This window comes from Pseudomonas sp. EL_65y_Pfl1_R83 (genome assembly GCF_963970695.1).
GTDB classification, from domain to species: Bacteria; Pseudomonadota; Gammaproteobacteria; order Pseudomonadales; family Pseudomonadaceae; genus Aquipseudomonas; species Aquipseudomonas tritici.
Genome location: NZ_CAXAQI010000003.1, coordinates 415483 through 437731, shown reverse-complemented (window position 1 = coordinate 437731; position 22249 = coordinate 415483). Strand labels below are relative to the sequence as shown.

15 protein-coding genes and 1 pseudogene are annotated in these 22249 nt (G+C 61.3%); 7 read left to right on the top strand and 9 right to left on the bottom strand.

Features of this window, described 5'->3' with window-relative positions; all coding sequences use genetic code 11:
• The first annotated feature begins 83 nt into the window (after nt 1-83).
• On the top strand, nt 84-1001 hold the full coding sequence (gene metR, locus AACY08_RS06450; protein ID WP_049709781.1) for a transcriptional regulator MetR: 918 nt from the start codon (nt 84-86) through the stop codon (nt 999-1001).
• Nucleotides 1002-1056: 55 nt separating this feature from the next.
• Here the strand turns inward: metR and AACY08_RS06445 are convergent, their stop codons facing one another.
• From AACY08_RS06445 to AACY08_RS06420, 6 genes are all read right to left on the bottom strand, one after another.
• A complete protein-coding gene (locus AACY08_RS06445; RefSeq protein WP_339468665.1) occupies nt 1057-1563 on the bottom strand; it encodes a GNAT family N-acetyltransferase in 507 nt (168 codons plus the stop codon).
• Nucleotides 1560-1967, bottom strand: coding sequence for an NUDIX hydrolase (locus AACY08_RS06440; protein ID WP_339468664.1), 408 nt, complete (start codon nt 1965-1967; stop codon nt 1560-1562). Before AACY08_RS06440 ends, AACY08_RS06445 begins: the two co-directional genes overlap by 4 nt.
• Before the next feature lie 128 nt (nt 1968-2095).
• Complete coding sequence (locus tag AACY08_RS06435) at nt 2096-3436, bottom strand: HD domain-containing phosphohydrolase (RefSeq protein ID WP_339468663.1); 1341 nt, start codon at nt 3434-3436, stop codon at nt 2096-2098.
• A gap of 167 nt (nt 3437-3603) precedes the next feature.
• Nucleotides 3604-3876 carry a type B 50S ribosomal protein L31 gene (locus tag AACY08_RS06430; RefSeq protein ID WP_339468662.1) on the bottom strand — a complete coding sequence of 91 codons (273 nt, stop codon included), beginning with the start codon at nt 3874-3876 and terminating at the stop codon, nt 3604-3606.
• Nucleotides 3877-3976: 100 nt separating this feature from the next.
• Nucleotides 3977-5302, bottom strand: a complete 1326-nt coding sequence (locus tag AACY08_RS06425; protein ID WP_339468661.1) for an APC family permease — start codon at nt 5300-5302, stop codon at nt 3977-3979.
• Between the two features lie 92 nt (nt 5303-5394).
• Nucleotides 5395-6210, bottom strand: coding sequence for a carbon-nitrogen hydrolase family protein (locus AACY08_RS06420; RefSeq protein ID WP_339417806.1), 816 nt, complete (start codon nt 6208-6210; stop codon nt 5395-5397).
• A gap of 93 nt (nt 6211-6303) precedes the next feature.
• On the opposite strand from AACY08_RS06420, the gene AACY08_RS06415 reads away from it, so the two are divergent.
• The 3 genes from AACY08_RS06415 to AACY08_RS06405 all read left to right on the top strand — a co-directional run bounded on the left by AACY08_RS06415 (nt 6304) and on the right by AACY08_RS06405 (nt 10021).
• On the top strand, nt 6304-7068 hold the full coding sequence (locus tag AACY08_RS06415; protein ID WP_065872550.1) for a helix-turn-helix transcriptional regulator: 765 nt from the start codon (nt 6304-6306) through the stop codon (nt 7066-7068).
• A 28-nt stretch (nt 7069-7096) separates the two neighbouring features.
• Nucleotides 7097-8716 carry an FMN-binding glutamate synthase family protein gene (locus tag AACY08_RS06410; protein ID WP_339468660.1) on the top strand — a complete coding sequence of 540 codons (1620 nt, stop codon included), beginning with the start codon at nt 7097-7099 and terminating at the stop codon, nt 8714-8716.
• Between the two features lie 174 nt (nt 8717-8890).
• Nucleotides 8891-10021: an OpgC family protein gene (locus AACY08_RS06405; protein ID WP_339468659.1), complete on the top strand. Its 1131-nt coding sequence runs from the start codon at nt 8891-8893 to the stop codon at nt 10019-10021.
• Nucleotides 10022-10060: 39 nt separating this feature from the next.
• Here AACY08_RS06405 and AACY08_RS06400 read toward each other — a convergent pair whose 3' ends face one another.
• Nucleotides 10061-11479 carry an amino acid permease gene (locus AACY08_RS06400; RefSeq protein WP_339468658.1) on the bottom strand — a complete coding sequence of 473 codons (1419 nt, stop codon included), beginning with the start codon at nt 11477-11479 and terminating at the stop codon, nt 10061-10063.
• Nucleotides 11480-11658: 179 nt separating this feature from the next.
• On the opposite strand from AACY08_RS06400, the pseudogene AACY08_RS06395 reads away from it, so the two are divergent.
• A pseudogene (locus AACY08_RS06395) lies at nt 11659-12307 on the top strand (transglycosylase domain-containing protein); the annotation flags it as partial.
• A gap of 8 nt (nt 12308-12315) precedes the next feature.
• Nucleotides 12316-12450: a hypothetical protein gene (locus tag AACY08_RS06390; RefSeq protein ID WP_339468678.1), complete on the top strand. Its 135-nt coding sequence runs from the start codon at nt 12316-12318 to the stop codon at nt 12448-12450.
• Nucleotides 12451-12546: 96 nt separating this feature from the next.
• On the opposite strand, the gene AACY08_RS06385 is transcribed toward AACY08_RS06390, so the two are convergent.
• Nucleotides 12547-16134 (bottom strand): hypothetical protein, encoded by a 3588-nt coding sequence (locus AACY08_RS06385; RefSeq protein ID WP_339468657.1) that lies wholly within the window; start codon nt 16132-16134, stop codon nt 12547-12549.
• A gap of 30 nt (nt 16135-16164) precedes the next feature.
• On the bottom strand, nt 16165-17130 hold the full coding sequence (locus tag AACY08_RS06380) for a hypothetical protein (RefSeq protein ID WP_339468656.1): 966 nt from the start codon (nt 17128-17130) through the stop codon (nt 16165-16167).
• A gap of 217 nt (nt 17131-17347) precedes the next feature.
• On the opposite strand from AACY08_RS06380, the gene AACY08_RS06375 reads away from it, so the two are divergent.
• Complete coding sequence (locus tag AACY08_RS06375; RefSeq protein WP_339468655.1) at nt 17348-22207, top strand: NEL-type E3 ubiquitin ligase domain-containing protein; 4860 nt, start codon at nt 17348-17350, stop codon at nt 22205-22207.
• Nucleotides 22208-22249: the final 42 nt, after the last annotated feature.

Genomic DNA, 22249 nt, shown 5'->3' with positions numbered 1-22249 from the left:
GTGACAGCGTTGTGGAGCCACGTAATCATGAATAGAATTCAAGCACTTCAAATCAAAAATCAATTCTATTCATGGAGTCTCCGGTGCTCGAAATCCGTCACCTGAAAACCCTGCACGCCCTGCGCGAGGCTGACAGCTTGGTCGAAGCCGCCGAACGCCTGCACCTGACGCAGTCGGCACTGTCCCACCAGTTCAAAGAGCTGGAAGAGCGCCTGGGCATGCAATTGTTCGTGCGCAAGACCAAGCCGCTGCGTTTCACCAGCGCCGGCTTGCGCCTGTTGCAACTGGCCGACGCCACCCTGCCCTTGCTGCGCGGCGCCGAGCGGGACATCGCGCGCTTGGCCGGCGGCACTGCCGGGCGTTTGCACATGGCGATTGAATGCCACAGCTGCTTCCAGTGGCTGATGCCGACCATCGACCAGTTCCGCGATGCCTGGCCGGAAGTCGAGCTGGACCTGGCGTCCGGTTTCGCCTTCGCGCCGCTACCGGCCCTGGCGCGCGGCGACCTCGACCTGGTGGTGACCTCCGACCCGCTGGAACTGCCGGGCATCACCTATGTGCCGCTGTTCACCTACGAAGCCATGCTGGCAGTGGCCAACCAGCATGCGCTGGCGAACAAGGCGTACATCGTGCCGGAAGACCTGCTGACCGAAACGCTGATCACCTACCCGGTGGAACGCGACCGGCTGGACATCTTCACCCGCTTCCTGGAACCGGCCGACGTGGAACCCGCCCAAGTGCGCACCTCGGAACTGACAGTGATGATGATGCAACTGGTCGCCAGCGGACGTGGCGTGTGCGGCATGCCGCATTGGGCGCTGCATGAATACAGCTCGCGCGGTTACGTGAAGGCCAAGCGCCTGGGCGAGAAAGGCTTGTTTGCGACGCTGTACGCGGGGATTCGCGCGGACATGCTGGACGCACCGTATATGCGCGATTTTTTGCTGACAGCCAAGGACACGTCGTTTTCAACGTTGGATGGGGTGAGTGCGGTTCGCTGACTTAAGAACACTACGATCCAGTGTGGGAGCAGGCAAGCCCCCCCCACATTGAACATCAGTGATCTTCCAGTTCGCGCCACATGTGGATCTTGTCGAAGTAATCGACGCCGACGCGCACCGCCAATGGCTCAAGGCCGTATTGGATAAAACCGCAGCGCTGGTACAAGGCAAACGCCGCGTCATTACCGGCGGTGACGGTCAGTCGAATCACCTTGAGGCACGGCTGTTTGCGCGCTTCTTCCAATGCCGCCTCGACCAACTGACGGCCCAGGCCTTTTTGCTGGTGGGCCGCGTTCACATACATGCCGAACAGCGTCACCTTGTGCCGCGCTTTCTCTCGCGCTTCAAACGCCAGGCCGACAATGCCGGCCAGTTCATCGCCTTCGAAAGCACCGAGCAGCCGGTCCAGCGGACTGCTCAAGCGTTTTTCCCACCCGCTCAACGGCATCGCGGCACGCTCCGCCACGCTGGAGGTGAACGCCTGGGGATAGGCGCCATAGGCCTCAAGCATCAATGCACGATAGGCCTCGGCGTGATGCGTCCCCAGCGTGCGAACCATCATGCGTTCAGCGACGAGCGGTAAAATGGCAGGATCAAATCGCGCGTCAAGGGCGCCAACTGCAGGCCGCCATCGCCGGCCGGGTCAATCCAGCGTACCTCTTCGATTTCGGCGGCGGGGGTTACCACAACGTCGATCTGCACCTGGAACAACTCGGCTTCCACGGTGAACCCCGGCTCGTTGACCGCGGGTGCGGAAAACGTGCCGAGGTAGACGGCGGCACTGGGCTCGATACGCAGGTTGAGTTCTTCGTGCAGCTCGCGGGCCAAGGCCTCGGCGGGTTGCTCGCCAGCGTCGATTTTGCCGCCGGGTTGCATGAAGGCCTGGGTGCCGCGCTTGCGCACCAGCAGGGTCTGGCCGTCAGCGCCGATCAGGAGGGCAGCGGCGATGCGGATCGTGGAGGTCATGAAAAGTCTTCCTTGGCGGTAAAGGCCGTAAGGATCACATGCGCCCGGGCACACCGCAATCAATGTGAGCGCTGGCTTGCCTGCGATAGCGGTTTGACTGAAGCCAGCTCCCACATCCTTTAACGCGCTCAGCCGGGGGGCGCAGTTTGCTCCTTGATAAACAAGCTGTAGCGCGCGCCTTCCATGGCCTCGAACGCAATCAACTTGTCCACCAACGGCAGGTTCAACACCTTGCCGGCGTTAAGCAACAGCATGCCGTTGTCAGCATTGAGGTTGCGCGCCAGTACCATTCCCTCCTCCAACTCGCGGGTGCCAAGGACTTTGACGCTGGGGTCGCCCAAGGTCACGTCTTTGAGGTAGATGGCGCAGACCATTACAAAATCTTCGACCATCACCGGGTCATACAGCCGCCCAGCGTATTTGCGGATGTACAGCAGCGCCTCGTCGCTGTTCATCTGCCGCTCCAGGATCAGACCTTTTTGCAGCTCAATAAAATCCACCGCAAGTTTCAGCAGACGCGAGCCGGCGGGAATCGCTTCACCCTTGAGGTGGTCAGGGAAACCGCTGCCGTCCCAGCGTTCCTGGTGATGGCGGATCAACCGCGCGGCATCCTTCATCGGGTCCAGGGTCATCAGCAGTGATTCACTCTGGGTGGCGTAGGCGCGATAGCGTTCACGGTCGCTGCCGTGCAGCAGGTCCGAGGGTGAAGCCATCATGCTGTCGCTCCAGCTCAGCTTGCCGATGTTGTAAAGCGCGGCGGCCATGGTCAGGTCACGGTTGCTGGCCTCGTCCACACCATGGGCCACACACCAGGTGCGTACCAGTTCGATGATTTGCCGATTGGTCTGCTTGGCGCGGGGCAGGCGCAGGTTGGCCAACAGCGAGAACACCTCCGTGCCGGTGGCGTAGCTGTGCTTGAGTTCTTCGTAGGCCAGGTCGAGCATGTCGGCGGTCTGTTGCAGCTCGCTGGTACGCGAGGCCACACGTTTTTCCAGGGTGGCGTTGAGCTGCTTGAGTTCATCGTTCTGCTGCTGGATCAGTTGTTCGAGGCGCAGGCGTTCAAGCTCGGAATGCTGGTGGGCCAGGGATTGGCGCAGCGCCAGCAGTAACTCCTCATCTTTCCAGGGTTTGCTCAGGTAGCGGTAGATCTCGCCTTCATTGATGGCTTTGACGATCAGCGTCAGGTCGGTCTCGCCTGTCAGCAGAATGCGCACGGTGTGGGGATAGCGCTGGTGGACATGAGCCAGCAGCGAAGCACCGTCCATGTCCGGCAGGCGCGCGGCGCTCATCACCAGGTCGATGGGTTGGCTGGCCAGGATGGCCAAAGCCTCGGCAGCGCAAGTGGCGCTGTGCAGGTCGAAAGGTTCCAGACGCAACAGGTGCGTGAGTCTGTGGAGAACCTCCGGATGGGCATCAATCAACAGCACCACGGCGCGGTCGGTATCGGTGAACGTAACTGACTCTCCCATGAGACACCTCGGATCGTCGGTGTGCGGTCCTTAGGTTGGGGTCTGCCTTCCTGGCCATTACTAAACAGTTTAGTAGGTTTCGTAAAAGGTGATAGCTTTCCGACATCAACGCATAAAAAAAGCCGCTCCAGAAACCAGAGCAGCCTTCGAGGTGAAACCAACATGCCTCACGCTTCAGCGTTTTTCGGGCGCGAACCAAACGAAGCAAAACGCTTGTTGAACCCGGCAATCCGGCCTTCGACCTGGGTCTTGCGCTGTTGCCCGGTGTAGATCGGGTGCGAGGCGCTGGATACGTCCAGCGGGATGTAGGGGTAAGGGTTGCCGTCGCTATGGGTATGGGTGCGGTCGCTGTCGGCGGTGGAGCCGATCAGGAAGAACACGTCGGCGGCGGTGTCGTGGAACAGCACGGTGCGGTAGTCGGGATGGATACCAGCTTTCATAAGGCCTCCGGGGCGTCTGGGTGCTTTTGATGCGTTATACAGTAACACAAATCATGCACCCAAACGAGAACCTATTGCAATAAGGATAGGCCTGCAGCTTCTATGCGGCTTCCTGGAAGTCCATTTCCGGTGGCTGTCGAGAGAAACCGCGGGTGAGGAAGCCCAGGTAAACCACCCCGATCGCCAACCACGCCAAGCCCAGGTAAATCGCCAGGTGATCGAGGCTGACCATCAGCCATAAATCCGCCAGCAGGCCGATGGCCGGGAATACCAGGAACAGGATCAGCTCACGCACACCCCGTTGCTTGGCGCCGATCCAGTAATGGAAGATCACCGACAGGTTCACCAGACTGAACGCCAGGAAGGCGCCGAAGTTGATAAACGATGTGGACGTGGTCACGTCCAGCTTCAACGCCAGCAGCGCCACCACCGCGCACAACAGGATGCTGTTGACCGGTGTGCCAAAGCGCGCATGCAGGGTGCCAAAGAACGACTTGGGCAACACGCCGTCGCGGCCCATCGCAAACAACAAGCGCGAACCACTGGCCTGGGCCGACAGCCCCGAGGCGAACTGGCCAACGATCAGGCCGATCAGGAAGATCGACACAAACAAGTCGCCACCGATGTTGCGCGCGATTTCATACGCCGCCGAATCCACATTGGTGAATTCGAAAGACGGGTGCGCGATCTGCACAAAGTAGGACACCGCCACGAAAATCAGCCCGCCAATCAGGGTGATCAACATGATCGCTCGTGGGATGGTGCGGCGCGGGTCGCGGGTTTCTTCGGTGAGGGTGCTGACCGCGTCAAAGCCCAGGAATGAATAGCAAGCGATGGCCGCGCCGCTCATGATCAGCGGAAGTTGCATCTGGCCGTTGAAGAACGGAGCGGTCGTCCATAGAGGCTTGCTAGCATCACCACCGATGTAGTGGATGCACAGCGCCACAAACGCAATCAACACCAGGAACTGCACCAGCATCAGCAAGGCATTGATGCCGTTCGCCAGCTTGAGGCCGACGATATTGATGGCGCTGGTGATGCCGATAAACGCCAACACCCAGATCCACTGCGGCAGCGCTGGGAACGCTGAGTTGAGGTACGCCGCACCGATCAGCCAGATCGCCATGGGCAGGAACAGGTAGTCGAGCAGCACTGCCCAGCCGGCGATAAACCCCAGTTTCGGGCTGATGGCTTTGCGCACGTAGCTGTAGGCGGAACCGGCGACCGGAAACGCCGAGGCCATGCGCCCGTAACTCATGGCGGTGAAGAACATCGCCACAAGCGCTGCCAGATAAGCGGCAGGGACCATACCCGCAGTGGATTGCGCCAGGATACCGAAGGTGCCGAGCACAATGATCGGCGTCATATAGGCGATGCCGAACAGCACCACCGACCCTAATGACAGGGTGCGTTGCAAATGAGCCATGAGCGATTCTCCGCGAAATTATTAGATTTATGGCAGAACTTAAGTCGATGAAGCCGTTGTCGTTTTTCTTATGTCGATCGTAGTGAGCGGGCTTAAGGAATCAGCAGTTCGCGCGTGCCGTCAGTGTGCTCGATCACCTCACCCGGCAACTTCAAGCGCTGGTCATCCAGGTAGCGGTAGTCCTTGCGCGCCGCTGCCAATTGGTCGAGATCCAGCTCGACCGTGAATTGCCCTTCGTCGCGCCCGGCTTCAAACAGCAAGGTACCAAACGGGTCCACCAGCGCACTGCCACCGGCAAACAACAATCCGCCATCCCCCTCTTCCACTCGGTTGACCATCAGCGCAAATGCCTGGTTTTCCTGGGCGCGCGCCATGATCGCGGTGCGGTGCGTGGGGCCGTACGGGTCCATGTTGCCGTTGGTGACGATCAGCAATTCGGCGCCCAGTTGCGCATTGGCTCGGGCGGTTTCCGGGAACTCAATGTCGTAGCAGATCAACAGACCGACGCGCACACCGTTCCAGAGGCAAGTGGCGTAGCGATCGCCTGGGGCGAATACACCGCGATCCGAGGCCCACAGATGGGTCTTGCGATAACGCAGGGCGATGCCTTCGGGGGTGATCAGCAAGGTGGTGTTATAGAATTGGCCGTCGTCGCTTTCGGCCATGCCGATCACCACGGCGATATGGCGCGCGCGGGCGGCCTGGATCACGGCCTGCACGGTAGGCCCGTCCAGCGGTTCAGCGATGTCAGCGACGGTCTCGGCGCTGGGAAAGCCCATCAGGTGGGTTTCCGGGAAGACGATCAGTTGCGTGTCCGCAGCCGCTGCAGCGATCGCCGCCAAGGCCCGCTCAAGGTTGTAAGCTGTACCGTTATCACGGCCCGCCAACTGGGCAAATTCGACCTTCATGGGTATTCCTTGTTCTGTGTACGTGCCGCAGTATGCGCAGGCGCAACCGGCCAGGGAATCACGCGGCGGGGGTAACCCGATAGGGGTAGAACAATGACCATGTCATTGCAAGACATCGCCTGGCACCGTTCGGTGGGGCAAATGATAGACGCCCTGGACCAGCCCAATTTCTGGACCCAGCTTGTCCGCCTGCTGGACCAATACGTGCCGTTCGACAGTTGGGTGGTATTGCTGTTCAGCAGCGAACACCGCCCGCTGGTATTCGCCGAATGCCCAGGCGCCGATGGCACACCGGATCATTTGTTCCAGGACTACCTCAACGGCCTGTACCTGCTCGACCCCTTCTACATCGCCAGCCGCGAACACTCGCGCACCGGGCTGTTGCGCCTGGCCGAAGTGGCGCCGGAGCACTTCGAACTCACCGAGTACTACCAGCGCTACTTCCGCCTGAACGTGGTGGCTGATGAAATCCAATTTAATTGCCAGCAGCCGGATGGGCGTACCCTGTGCCTGTCACTGGGCTCCAGGCAGCGCTTTGACCCGGCGCAGATTGCCCTGCTGTCGTTGATCCAGCCCTGGGTGCTGGGCCTGCTGCGCCAGCGCCTGCCCTTTGAACTGCACCAGGTGAGCGCCCCGCAGCCGCCGATCCAGAATGATGAGTGGGGCGCGCAACTCACCGCCCGCGAGCTGGATGTGGGCCGTTTGATGCTCAGCGGTTGCTCTAGCAAAGAAATCGCTCGTAAGCTGGAAATCTCTGTTGAAACCGTGAAAGTCCATAAGAAACACATGTACAGCAAGCTAGGGATCAAATCCCAGTCAGAGCTGTTCTCGATCTTTCTACAGGCGCAAAACGCCTAGCCGATGAGTCCGAATCCAGGAAACCCGTATGAGCCTGTCGCTACTGAGTCGTTACGCTTTCTTTGCCGTGTGCGTCATTTTCACCCTCGCCAGCCTCCCCTTTATCGAACATGAATGGCTGTGGCCGATCACGGTGGTCACCGGGGTGTTGAGCCTGATCGGGATTTTCGACCTGCTGCAAAGCCCCCACGCCGTGCGCCGCAACTACCCGATCCTGGGCAATATCCGTTACCTGGTAGAAGCCATCCGCCCGGAAATCCGCCAGTACCTGCTGGAGTCCGACAGCGACGCCCTGCCCTTCTCCCGGGCCCAGCGTTCATTGGTGTATTCGCGCGCCAAGAATGAATCTGCCGACAAACCCTTCGGCACCTTGATCGACGTGTACCAGTCAGGTTTCGAATTCATCGGCCACTCCATGCGCCCCGCGCCGCTCAGCGACCCCAGCGCGTTCCGCGTGATGGTTGGCGGCCCACAGTGCACGCAACCGTACTCGGCGTCGGTGTTCAATATCTCGGCAATGAGCTTTGGCTCGTTGAGCGCCAACGCAATTCGCGCGTTGAACCAAGGTGCCAAACTGGGCAACTTCGCCCATGACACCGGCGAAGGCAGCATCAGCTCCTACCACCGCGAGAACGGCGGCGACCTGACCTGGGAATTGGGCAGCGGCTATTTCGGCTGCCGCACCAGTGACGGCCGTTTCGATCCGGAACGTTTCGCCGTGCAGGCGCAGAATCCACAAGTGCGCATGATCGAAATCAAGATGAGCCAGGGCGCCAAACCCGGCCATGGCGGGATCCTGCCCAAGCACAAAGTCACCCAGGAAATTGCCGATACCCGCGGCATCATGATGGGCGAAGACTGCATCTCGCCGTCGCGCCACAGCGCGTTTTCCACCCCTATCGAACTGATGCAGTTCATCGCCCAACTGCGCGAACTGTCCGGCGGCAAACCGGTAGGCTTCAAGTTCTGCCTGGGTCACCCGTGGGAATTCATGGGCATCGCCAAGGCCATGCTCGAAACCGGCATCCTTCCGGACTTTATCGTAGTGGATGGCAAGGAAGGCGGCACCGGCGCCGCGCCGGTGGAGTTCACCGACCATATCGGCGTGCCGCTGCGTGAAGGCCTGCTGTTTGTGCACAACACCCTGGTGGGCCTGAACCTGCGCGACAAGATCAAACTCGGCGCCAGCGGCAAGATCGTCAGCGCGTTCGACATCGCCAGCGTCCTGGCCATCGGCGCCGATTGGGCCAACTCGGCGCGCGGCTTTATGTTCGCGATCGGTTGCATTCAATCGCAGAGCTGCCACACCAACAAATGCCCGACCGGCGTTGCTACCCAAGATCCGTTGCGTCAACGTGCGCTGGTGGTCCCGGACAAAGCCCAGCGCGTATTCAACTTCCATCGCAACACGCTCAAGGCGCTGGCGGAAATGCTCGCCGCGGCCGGCCTGGATCATCCGTCGCAGCTGTCGGCCAAGCACTTGGTACGGCGCATGTCGGCGACAGAGATCAAGCTGTTTTCGCAGTTGCATGTGTTTCTCAAGCCTGGGGAGTTGCTCACGGGTGAGGTGAACGGGGCGTTCTATTCCCGCATGTGGCAGATGGCGCGGGCGGACAGTTTTGAGGCGCAGGAAGTCGTCGCCGCCTGATAACCCTCCTTCTTGAGCCTGCCCGTGCCGGGCAGGCCGTCGAGACATTCAGTAATACCCAACCTTTGCAATTGCTTACAAATACCGCCAACCTGCGCCCGCCCGACGGGTGGCGTGCGCCAACGCCCACGCCTGCCTGTCTTTAATAAACATTTCGTACAAGAGCCCGCTGCCATGTTGAACGGACGCGACCCGCGCATCGATTTTTTTCGGGGCCTGGCGTTGATCTTCATTTTCTGGGATCACGTCCCCCACAACCCGCTCGGCCAGATCACGCTGCGCAACTTCGGCTTCAGCGATGCGGCTGAGGTGTTTGTATTTCTCGCCGGCTACGCGGCGGTATTGGCCTACGGCAAGATCCTGCAACGCGATGGCTATTGGATTGCCTCGCTGAAAATCCTGCGGCGTGCCTGGGTGTTATATGTGGTGCATATCTTCCTGCTGGCGATGCTGATGGGCATCGTGTTCTTCGCCAACAGCCACGTGGAAACCCGCGACCTTGTCGAAGAGATGGGCCTGACGCACTTCGTCACCCACCCGCAGCAAGCGCTGACCGATGAGCTGCTGCTGCGTTTCAAACCCAACCTGATGGACCCGTTGCCGCTCTACATCGTGCTGCTGGCAGGACTGCCGCTGGTGTTGCCGTTGATGCTGCGCAACACCTGGGCGGTGGTGGCCGTGTCTACGACGATCTACTTGCTGGCGCCGTGGATGGGCTGGAACCTGCGGGCGATTGCCGATGGTGTCTGGTACTTCAACCCCGTCACTTGGCAACTGCTGTTCATACTGGGAGGTGCGGCGGCGCTCTACAGCCGACAAGAACGGCCGGTGAACACCCGGCCACTGCGCCGCCAGCCGATGTTTGTCGCGGCAACGATTTATGTGTTGATGGCCGGCGTGCTCACGCTGTCCTGGCGCTGGCCGCAGATCCACGATGCGCTGATGCCGTCGATGATCAGCGACCTCATCTACCCCATCAGCAAGACCGACTTATCACCGCTGCGCCTGCTGCACTTCCTTGCCCTGGCTTATGTCACCGCCAAGCTGCTGCCGGGCCGTGGCTGGACCGAAAACTGGCTGGCGCAACATACCTGTCGCATGGGGCGTTATTCGCTGGAGGTGTTTTGCCTGGGCGTCGTGCTCGCGCCGTTGGCGGACATGATCAATGCCATGGCCGGGGATGCTTTGGCGATTCAATTGATGACCGCTGTGGCCGGTGCTGCACTGATGGGGTTGCTAGCGCTGTGGCTGGAGTTCAACAAGCGTCTGGATCAGTCGCTCAAGGCAAGCGTGCACGCGGGATAGACTGGATGGCCCGCCGCACGCAGCGGGCCATTTGTGGCGTCAGGCCGAACGCACCGGCGCCGCAGTCGCGTTGTTCGGTTGCAGCTTGAACACGTAGAACAGCACCGTGAGCAGCACCAGGAAGGCCGGCCCCACATACAACGCCACGCGAGTATCCGGGAAGTACGCCATCAGGCCCACCACCAGCACCAGGAACGCCAGCGCCAGGTAGGAACTGACCGGGTAAAACCACATGCGGTACTTGAGACCGGCCTGCTCAGCGGGACTCAGGCTTTTGCGGAATTTGAGCTGGGCCAGCAGTATCATCAGCCAGGTCCAGATCGCGCCAAAGGTAGCGATGGACGTTACCCAGACGAACACTTGGTCCGGCACCAGGTAGTTGAGCAGCACGCCCAGCAACAAAGCAAAGATCGACAACAACAGCGCCTTGCGCGGCACGCCATTGCTCGAGGTGGTGCCAAAGGTGGCCGGTGCCTGCCCGTTCTGCGCCAGGCTGTAGAGCATGCGCCCCGTACTGAAAATACCGCCGTTGCACGACGACAGCGCCGCCGTGATCACCACGAAGTTGATGATGCCCGCAGCGGTCTTGATGCCCAAGCGCTCGAACGTCATCACGAACGGGCTGCCCTGAGTGCCGATTTCATTCCACGGGTAGATCGACAGAATCACAAACAACGCACCGACGTAGAACAGCAGGATGCGCCAGAACACCGAGCCGATAGCGCTTGGAATCGTCTTCTGCGGGTTGCGTGCTTCACCGGCGGTGAGGCCGATCATCTCGACGCCCAGGTAGGCAAACATCACCATCTGCAGCGACATCAACACGCCTTGCACGCCGTTGGGCATGAAACCGCCATGGGCCCACAGGTTGGAAATACCCAGCGCCACGCCGTTGTTGCCAAAGCCGAACGCGATGATGCCGACGCCGCCGATGACCATCGCAATGATGGTGACGATCTTGATCAACGCGAACCAGAATTCGAATTCACCGAAGGCTTTTACTGCGATGAGGTTGATCGTACCCATGCTGATCAGTGCCGCCAGGGCCCAGATCCAGCGCGGCGTGTCTGGGAACCACACGCCCATGTACACAGCCACGGCGGTGATCTCTGCAACGCACGTTACCAGCCACAGGAACCAGTAGTTCCAGCCGGTGAGAAAGCCCGCCAACGGGCCGAGGTAATCCTGGGCATAACGGCTGAACGAACCGGCGACGGGGTTGTGCACCGCCATCTCACCGAGCGCACGCATGATCACCAGGATCGCCAGGCCACCGATGATGTACGACAGCATGATTGCCGGGCCGGCCATTTCAATGGCCTTGGCCGAACCGAGGAACAGGCCGACACCAATGCAGGCGCCTAGGGCCATCAGGCGAATGTGCCGCTCGCCAAGTTCGCGTTTGAGCGGACCGCCTTGAGCGGTCTCGCCGTGGGGCAGTGGGTTGCCGACAGGCATAAAGGTACAACCTCATTTTGTTATTGGAGTGTCCGCCGTGGAGCACGCTTGGCGGGCGTGCAGTATAAAAAGCGGGGCTTAGAGTGATTCACTATAAAAAACGAAAAATTCAGTGAAACCAACCGCAAAAATGCCATTTGGTAGGGGCATTATACCTGCCTTTAGCGGAAAAATGCCTCAGCGACGCCATCGCCTACCCGGGCGCCGGCCCGTTTGATAGGCGCTTGGGCTAGAGCGACCTGGACAGTTTTATCGGCCGGCTGCTCAAGCGTGGTTATGTGATCGAGGCCCAGACGCAGTTCTCTGCCGAACTGTTGGAGTACGCCCACAAAGGCCTGTTCGAGCCCTACGCTGAAAAGAGCCAGGCCGGGCTGTCGATCACCGATTGCCGTGCCGCTGTATCAATACGTGTATCCGCAGCAACTCTACGAGCGTTTCACCGCGATCCCGCCGCTGGTGGTCAACAGTTTGCTGTTTATCGAAAACCGCGACCTGCTCGACCCCGCGCCCCCCCCCAGGCCAACCCTGCCGTGGACTGGCCTCGCTTTGCCAGGGCTGCGTGGTCTCAGGTGGCCAAGCGGCTGCACCTGCCGGGGCAAAGCGCCGGCGGCAGTACCCTGGCCACGCAGTTGGAAACTGCGTATGTTCGCGCAGAATGCTCTGATTGATGCGCCGTTGTTGCTGGCCGCCTTGAGCGCGCCGTTGGCCTACCGCGACTGGCAATTACAACCCACCGTCCAGCCGATCAATACCAACAAGGGCATCAGCGTCGCCCGCAGCCGTCTGGCCGCCTTGCTTCAACGTCCGCTCTACGACTTGGACCGCGTATCCGCACCATGCTGGAGATCGAGGCCTTTCTCGACATCCATCAGCGCTGGCAGGCGCTCGGCTATCCGTTCGATCACTTGGTACCCTCACTGGCCACCGCGATTGGCAGTTCCGGCAACCGGGCAGTCACAGCCAGTGCATAAGCCCGGGCTGAGCCCACGCGGGATCGCCTCAATGCGATTCAGTCAGAGAACGTTCAGGCCCGCGCCTGCCCGTTGGCGAGCGCGCTTGCCACGGGATCAGTCGAGGCTGAAAAACAGACGACGTGACATGGCCAATCCAACAGGCGAGCGATAAATCTCCAGCGTCTGTTGCGCCCGGCCGCCCTGCCCGAGGCGCATGCGCGCAAAGGCCTGGGCTTCGAACTCAGCCTGGGCCAGGCGACCCAGGCGGTTCTGTTCGGGGCTTTTGAGGTGACCGAAGGTGTAGTGATCGTCAGGCCCGTGACGACTGGCGTAGTGAAAATGCGCAAAACACAGCGCGCGGCCGGTATGGATGTCGTTCACCGCGTACACTTGCAAAAAATCATTGCGGCGCCCACGCAGCGGCACCCGTTGTCCCTGCCGGATGATCTTCACTTCACCCTGCTGTTGCAAAAACGCCACGTCATTGACGCTGCGTAGGTTATTGCGGCTGGCGCGGATGCGCGCGTCCAGCCCGGCCGCGTCCAGCCGCGCCGCGGCCAGGCGCAATTTCGCCTCGGTATCCCGCGCTTTGCTGCGCTGGACGTTCTCGAGTCGCACGATGGTCCGGCCGCTCAGTTTGTGCCTGATAGCCTCGGCCGCCAACGTACGGCTACGCCCCTGAGCCTCCAGCAGTTCCTGAAGCGACGCCGCATCGTTGGCCCGAGCCATCATCGCCTCGACATTGGCGATGGCCCTGTCCTCATCGCGCAGCAGGACGTCCGCTTTTTTCAACAAGGCCCCCAGTTCTGGATCAGGACGCACGGTGGGGGGTGCTTTCAACTGATCCCAAACGCCATCGTCGGCCTGGGTGAACGAACCGATCACACCGCCCGCAGCGTCATGCAACTGGGCTGTCTCGACGCTCATGGGTTCCAGGCTCAGCCGGGCCACATAAAGGTCGCGATTGCGCGTAAGAATGATTTTCCCACTTGACTGGCCAGCCGCCTCAGGACGGGGTTTGATCACGCGGCGCGGCGCAGGTTGCAGCAACTGCGCCAGATCCTGTTGCACCTGGTGATGCAGGGATGCCAACAGTTCCTGCAGTTTTTGCAGATACGGCAGGTCGAATTTATCCGGCTCCATGGCGCGCCAGAATTCGATGCGATCATCGGTTTGTGCGTAGACACGATCAATGCTCTGGAGCAGTTCGATGCGTTGTTCGTGGCTGCACTGCAAGTGCTGCAAATCGACCTGGGAGCGACTGGCCAAACGGGCGCGGTCGAACGTTTCATTCATGTCATCGATAAAATCATCCTTGAGCAGCGAACCACGCACATCAAAGGCAGCACTCCAGAGCGTGGTCAATTGCAACGTTTGCAGGTCAAGGATCGACGGGCGTTGCGGCATACGCAGGGTTAACACGCGTGCCTTGTCACGTCCCAGTCGCGGGACCTGGCGCATTTCTTCAAGGTAGCGCTCTTCTATCGTGCGCCAGTGAATCGCGTCGCCATGCAGGGTCGCCAGCTCACGCATGATCTGTCTCAGCTCGTCATGAAACTGTGCTTGCCTCGTCTCCTCCAACTGCTTCAACACGGCGGGCAATTTATTCGTGACCCGCTGAATGTGTTCACGGCTGACGACGTCGGACAATTGTGCGGCGAGGACAATCGACTCCACTATCTGACTCAGTTCTTCTTCGTATCGTGGGCGTGGCGCCAGTTCCCGCAGGCGCCTGAGCAACCTCAGTTCCTGCAGCAAATACGCCACCTTGCCGTTGAGCTCCTTGATGTAGCGGTCGCGGACTGCGTTGAGCATTTTTTCGTCGGCGCCGCTGTTGGGTTTTTTGAGCAGGTCGTACGCAACTTCCGCTGCCTGTTGCGCGCGCGTGCGATTCTTGATCGCATGCTGGTACTGAGCTTCCAGGACACTGCGGTCCACGACAGGCTTGCTCGGCTCCTGGTCCGCGCCCCCGCTGAGGCGCAACTGCAGATCAATATCCCACAGGCCGGCACCGATGAGTTTCAACCAGGGCCCGAGCCGGCTTCCGTCAGAGCTGATCACACGGGCCCGCCCCCGTTGCAGGCGCACGGCGAACACTTGGCCGCGCACCAACGCCTTCCACTGCGTGGGCGCGCGCGCGGTGTCATGCCACAACCCCTGCCAGGGTCCGCTTTGCTCGGTAAAGCCCTGGGGCCAGGGCTTGCCAACGGTGTTCAGGCTAAACCCTTGCAAGCGCGCCTGCAGCGGCGGCGTCAGAACGTCACGCGCATTGGCCCAAGCGGCCGGTACGCTGAAGTCCACTGGCGGAACGTGATAGGTGGGCGGCAGCGGGCTCGGCTCCTGGGCGGCCAGAGGGGCGAACACCGGGTGTTCTAGCAGCAGATGCTGGCGCGCGTCGTGGGGCGAGGCCTGGTGCGCGAGGATTGCCATCAGGTTGGCAAGCACGTCCATGACGGCGGCGTTACGTGTCTGGTCATCATCGCTTTGCAGGCTAGGCATATCCTGCCGGGCACTGTCGAGCACCTGCACCAGCCAGCCCGCCAACATCACCGGGCCGCCGAGCAGCGGTTGCAAAATACCGAACAACAGCCAGCCAACCTGCTTTACGCTGGCCCAGCGCTGTTCAGCGTTCGACACGCTTTGCCGATCCGCTTGGGCAACCATGGCCTGGGCAGTGGCGGCGAACACTTGGTGCGCGGGGTCGTCCACATTGATCCGCTTGCTCAATTGCGCAGGCCCAGGCGCCTCGAACGCAGTGAACTCATCGCCCGACAAAAAACGCCGCACATGAGGTTCGCGGAAACCGCCGTGGGCATACACCGCCTGGCGCGACGGGTCGAGCCAGTTCAGGACGCTGGCCTGCAAATCGCCAGGCGCCTGTACGGCCGCGAACAGGGCATCGAGGCTGGGGTATTCGAGCAGCAGCGGAACGCACAAGGGCCGGTACAACAGATGCGCACCTTGCTGGCCTTGCTCCGGGCCGATGATAAACATATTCGCCACCTCGTCCGGCGCGGCGTCGCGTGTTGCCTTGAACGCCAGTGGCCACATCGCCACGGCTTGCCCGTCCACCTGGCGTTGCGCCCGCGTGTCTTGCAGCGCCGCCAGCAGCCGGCGAAACCCCTGGAAGGTCAGGCCGTGCAGGCCGCTCACCTGCCACTCCAGCGCCTGCATGGGCAGTTGGATGCGCAGTTGCTGACTGAATAAGCGCCGGCGGCGCGTCGCTTGCACCGGGTCGTCGACCAGGTTTTTCTTCAACAGCGCAGGGTACGTCTGGCCCACATCGGCGTTAGTCACACAGGTCTTGAGCAGGTTATAAGTCAACCACGCGGGCGCCGGTTCCCCCTTGAGGCGGATGCTTTTCGCGGTATAGGGAAACCCGGCAAGGTTTTCCAGGGCAAGCTGCGCCAAGGTGACGGTAATTGACTGCACTTGCCCGGCAATGAAACCGCCCGGCACCGGCACGGCGGCGGCGATGACTTTGTCAAAGCTCACACTGATCGCAGAGGGTTCGAGTGTGGCGGTTTTCGGGTCGTTCTTGAGACACGCCTGCAACTGCTGTTCGGCGTATTCCGGGAGTGCGGGAATATCATCCAGAAAATGCTCTGTTCCGTTTTCCTGCCGGGCCAGCACCTGGGCCTGGAGCAGACGCGCGTAGGCGCTGCAGGTTTGTCCGTCGACGTGCAGCAGCCACAGCGGCAACTGATCGCGCAGCTGTTGCTGACGGGGGCTCTAGCGCGGAATGAACCAGCGCTGCACATCGGTAATGGTCCTCAGCAGTGCCTGATAATCCTCGACGGCACGTGGCACCGCGAGATCCAGGCTGGCGATTTCCCGCAATTGGCGCTGCAGGTAACTCGACGCCAATTCATCGAACGGATCGCTCACGACCTCGACAGCGAACCAATCCCCGGCAGCGCCCGGCAATAACGGGCTGGCATAGGCCGGCAACAAGGCCTGCACCGCTTGCAGGTTATCGAGCACCTGCACGCCGCTGGCCGGGCTGAACAACACCACAGGCCCCTGCCCTGCGGGGCTGAGCACCAGCAACGGCAGCATCTGCACGGGCTCGTTCCGGCCACGCCGCAGGTGCAGGGTCTGTACCCGCAGCGCAGGGCCAAGAGCGTTCCAGTGACGGTTGGGTCGCTGCCGATGCAGGCCCGACTTGGGCAACACCTGGGCATACCGTGCCTCACTCATGCCGGGCGGGCGCGGGGAATCGTAGAGCAACCCCAGTAATTCGTCGGACAGATACCCCCAGCGCGTCCTGTTCACCGGCAGCGATTCATTCCACCAGGCTTGCAAGCGCTGGGCGAAGCGGGTGAGCAACAGGGCGCCGCATTGATTGATCAGCCGCTCCACGGTCGCCAGGCTCGGACCTGCGACGGTGTAGGTTTCACGGGTGCGCTGCGCGACCACGTGGTAACCCGCGGCCAATAACGTCGGTTGCGCCGCCGCCAGACGCTCCAGCAACAGTTGCGGCAGGCTTTTGTAGCGATAAGTGGTCGGGGCGGTTTCGATCTCCGGAAAACCCAGATAAATCAGCCCGGCAGCGTCACGGTGTTGCTCAGCATAGGTGTCCAGCCAGGCCTGGGCGCAATCCTGGGCCACCACGAGCAACGTGGGCGGATCGCTGAACAGGGTCAAGACCTGCTCGATATGAGCCTGGCGTAGCGACAGTGGAGCATCGACAGTCATGGTGCGTTCTCAGTCAGGGATTGAGCGCAAACCGTAGGCGGGAGCGGCGGCGCGCGGGCACTAAACAATTACCCCTGGCCTGTTCACCGCGGTACCGGCGGCCTGCCCCTATGCCCCCGTCTGTGAAGCCCAGGCGAAACGCGCTAACTATGTAACCCCAAGGCCCGCACCGGGTCCTTAGGCTGATGACCTTAAATCGCACTCGAGGTCATCCGCCATGCCTGTCACACCTGACGCTGTGATCACACTCAACCTTCCCGACTGGCTGCGCAGCACCGCCTGGCCGCGCGCCCAGCGTCTGCAAGGCGCGTCGATGGTGGCGCTGACGACCTTCCATCGGCTGGCCGACACGCCTCAAGCACCGCTCAAACGTGCCAACGCGCACGCCTGGCGTGCACAGAACAGCGTCGACAAACGTCTGGGCGCAGTGCTCGACCTGCACGCCTTCGCCGAACCCTTGCTCAGCGATGCACTGAAGCAACGCTACGCGCTGCACCTCAACGTCAAGGCCGTCTACCTGTTCTTGCACAGCGAAAAAGGCACCTGGCTCAAGGGCACGACCAGCCGCAGCGTGTCCCTGCTGGACGCCGCGCTGCACAACTTCGCCAGGAGCGAGGTGTTCAGTACCGATTCCAGCTACATCACCCGGCCTGATGCGCGCGGGCACTTCATGATCACGCCGCTGAAAGACCGCATGAGCATCGCGCAGTTCGTGACGCTGTGCCGCGAGCTGGACCTGGGTGCGCAGTACCAGCGGCATCTGCAGCGTTACCTGCTGCCGCCTGCCCAGGCAGACCAGGACGCCTTGCAAGCTGAGGTCATCGCCAGCCAGAAAGCCGCCTTGAACGCGGCGGCGCACCTGGCGCTGCATACCGGTGAGCTCGACGCGGCGACCTTTCACCTGGTGCAGCGCGCCGTAGCCGGCGAGCGCGGCGTGATGCAGTTTTATCAACTGCGCATACAGGACACGCAACTGACCGGCATCCTGCTGATTGCGCCTGATCTGCTTGCAGCCACGACCCTCGTCCCCATCGTGATGTACATCCCCCACGAGCCCAAAACCCCGATAAAGCAGTACGTCAGCACCGTCGCGCTGATGGATGACTTGCAAGCGAAGCTGAAGGATACGGGCTACACGGTGTTCTTCAGCCAGTTCGTCGATCAGCAGCAGCGCGGGCGCTTTTTCAGTGCGCTGCAACAGCACCCGCGTTTCGAGGCAAGCCTCATCAATGGCGATTTGTGGCAGCACCGCTACCAATCGATGCTGAATAAAATACTCAACGACGGTCGCGAACTGGCGGTGGCTACCGCCTACGCCGACAGCCGTGCTCGCTGGAGTTGGTGGGACAATTTCAGTCAATTGCTCGAAGAAGTATTCAATGCGGCGCTGCTGGTGATCACGCCGTTCGTGCCGTTGCTGGGCGAGCTGACACTGGCCTATACCGCCTATCAATTGCTCGATGAGGTGGTCGAAGGTGTGGTGGACCTCGCGGAGGGCCAGGCCCGCGAAGCCGCCGGCCATCTGATTGGCGTGGTCAGCCAGGTGGTGCAACTGGGTGCCTTCGGCGTGGCCGGACACTTTGCACAGTCGGCCTTCGTCAACCAGCTCAAGCCGATCAGCTTCAACGGCAAAACGCAGTTGTGGAACCCTGATCCAAAGCCCTACGCGCAACCGCGACTGGACCTGCCCGCCGACTTGACGCCGGATGAGCGCGGCCTACTCCAGCACAATGACCGCAGCTTGTTGCCGGTGGATGGCCAACACTATGCCGTCGCCCTGGATGCGCCTGAGGCCACCTACCGGGTCCAGCACGCCAGCCGCCCGGACGCCTATGCGCCGCCCCTGCAGTACCTCGACCAGCCGCAAGCCTGGAGTGACCAACAACTGTGGCGCCAACTGGGGCCGTTCAGCGACGAGCAACAGGCGCACATCCGCAGCATCAGCGGTGTCGACCATGGCGTATTGCGCGCCGTGCAGTCAGAGCACCTGCGCGCACCGTTGTTGGACGACACCGTCAAACGCGTGCGTCTGAGCCAGGACACCCGCGACATGGTGCAGCGCTTGCGTGAGGGCAAACCGGTGGACCAGGACACTTACTGGAGCCCGCACCTGGCCCGTGAGCTGCAGGGTTGGCCGGCCGATGTGGCGATCGACGTGTATGAAAACGCCGACCTCAGCGGCGCTTGCTTACGCTTCGGTGAGCCGGACGCCGGCGAGGTACTTGCCATCAGCCAGGAGGCCCTTAACCAAGGCACGTTGCCGGAGCGCCTGCTAGACGTGCTCGACGACACACAACTGAGTGCGCTGCTCGGCGAGTTGCCGGAGCAGCGCCCGGCGCGCATCCAGGCACTGCGTGAGCGCCTCGCCGACAACCTCGAGCGCCGTCATGGTGCGGTGTTCGACTACCTGTATCGCAACAGCGAAGATCTGCACGATGAAACCGCGTTGCGGGTGCGTCAAGCCATGCCGGACCTGCCCAAAAGCCTGTTGCAAAGTGTGCTCGACCACGCCCGCCCGGCGGAGTTGAGGCGCCTGCGCGAAGAACAACGCCTGCCTCTGCGCTTGAAAAATCTCGCCCGCGAATGGCAGTGGCAGGCACGCGCCGCCCATGCCTTTCAGGGCTTGCACGAACCCGAACTGTTCGGCGCCGATACCGAACAGATGAGCCTCAATACCCTGCGCGTCAACAGCGATGCGCTGGGTGATTGTCGAATCGAAGTGCGCCAGCAACACCTGCAGGGCACTCTGCGCGCGAGTGCCGGGCCGCAGGGTGCACGCCGCACGCGGGTGCTGGTCGCGCACGATGGCGGCTATCAGTTGTACGACGAGCGTCAGCACGCGCTGCAACAAACGAATGATTTTTTTGACGCGCTGCTACTGGCGTTGCCCGTCGACACAAGCGCCGCCCTGAAGCTTAACGAGGGGACGACGCTCAAGCGCTGGCTGATGGACCGCATTCAAACGCCGCAGCAACGGCGCAGCCTGTTTGAACCGGCCGGTAAGCCCGCGAACGCGCCCAGGGATGCGCTGGTGCTGACGCAAAAACCGATGCACCGGATGGGTCAATGGATGTGCGAACTGTTTCCCACGTCGTTGAGGGGTCGGGTCAAGGCGCTCTACCCTTTTGCGCCGCAGATCGTGATCGAGACTTATCTGCTGGGCCTCGATGACCCGGTGCAACGCGATCTTTTCGAGGCGCGAGCGCTGGAAAAAACCCGCCTGGAGGAAGACCTGAATAATTGGCTGGACGCCGCGCCGGCACTGGAACACCCGCACATGGGCCGCAGAAAGCAAGAATTGGCCACGGCGCTGCTGCGCACCTGGGAACAGAACATTGACCCCGACCCGGACGGTTTCGGCTTGATCCTCAATGGGGTTGAGCTGTCAGGGCTGCTGAGCGACCTGCGCCTGCGTACCCGCTTTGAACATATCTTGCATCTGGATTTGATCGACGCCGAACTGACCGACAGCGATACGCACTTTCTCAGCGTGTTTCCACGGCTGCACAACCTGGACCTTTCCGGCAATGGATTGACGCGCTTGCCTGATGCGCTGACCGGAATGCGCAGCCTGACAACCCTGAACCTGGATCGCACGCCGATTCAGTGGGAGGCGCACGGTCTAGCCAAGCTCAGCGGCATGCGGCGTCTGCGGCGCTTGTCCCTGGCGGACAACCGCAACCTGACTGTAGCGCCAAACCTTTCGCAACTGCCTGGCCTGCGCTGGCTGTGCCTGCGCAACACGGCGATCAGCGAATGGCCGCAAGGGCTGTTTCCAAGGCGGAGCCCGGCGCATTTTTTTCTCGATATACAACACACGGCAATTATCGACGTGCCGGCATTTCTGCCCTGGCAGCCCGAGGCCGAACTGGTGGCGCGGGTGCGCCTGGATCGCAACCACCTGACCACTGACGCCGAGAAACGACTGGTGAGCTACCGGATCGAGGCAGGGCTGGACCCGTTCCGCCTCTATCCGCCGAAAGGCGACGCGGCTTATTGGCTTGAACTCGAAACGCCTGAACACAGCCCCTGGCTGCGGCAACTGTGGCAGGAACTCGAAGAGGAACACGGCTCGCAGGGGTTCTTTGAGGTGATCAAGAGTCTTGAACCGTCGGCGTATTTCGAGGACCCCAACGATGAAGCGATGTTTGCACAGGGTCGCCGCGAACTGACCTCAAAGGTCTGGCGCATGCTGTTGGCGATGCAAGGCGATGAGGCGCTGCGCTTGCGACTGTTTCTCATGGCCAGCAACCCGTTGACCTGCGCCGATGCCGGCGCACATGTATTCAATGCCATGGGCTACGAGGTGCTGCTCGTCGAGATCAACCGTGATCTGCTCGGCCTCGATCGGGACTTGAAACTGTCCCACCTGGCCAGGGGTAAAACACGCCTGGATCGCCTGAACAAAGTGGCGCAAGCCGCTATCCGCTTGCGCATCACTGCGCTCGAAGAAGGCGGACACGGGTTGCGCTTTACCACTGACGTTATCGACGGTGTGCCGGGAACGGTGGATGAGGTGGAGGTGTACCTGGCCTACCACACCGGGCTCAAACGACGCCTCGACTTGCCCTGGATCGCCGAGCACATGACCTACCGCATGACGGCGCAGGTGGATGAACCCAGTCTTGAAACGGCGTACAACCACGTGATCGCTCAAGAGGCCGGGGACGGACTGGCGGCGGGCATGCTCGATCAGCCGTTCTGGGTTGAGTATTTGCATGCCCGGCATGCCGAGCAATTCGCCGCTAGCCTGGACCGCGGCTATGAGTTGATCGGCCCACTGGACGAACTGCGAGACGCGCAAGATCAATGGGCCAAAGGCCAATCGCGGCCCCCTGAAGAGCAACCCACGCTCAAGCAACACCTGCTGACGTTGGCGGATGCGCTGAACGTGCCCCACGACGTGGTCCTCACGGGCAAGCCAATGACCACCGAAACGTACGAACGTCTGCTCGCAGGCGGCTTCACGGATGACCAAATCAGTGAAACCGACCTTGCCCACCAACTGACCCGCAACGCCTTGCATCGCCTGAACGACTACGAAAGCGGCCGGGGCACGCCACAGCAAGCGCACTAACTATTGAGCGCCGTGGCGAGCGGGCGCGCCCGCGTGACACAA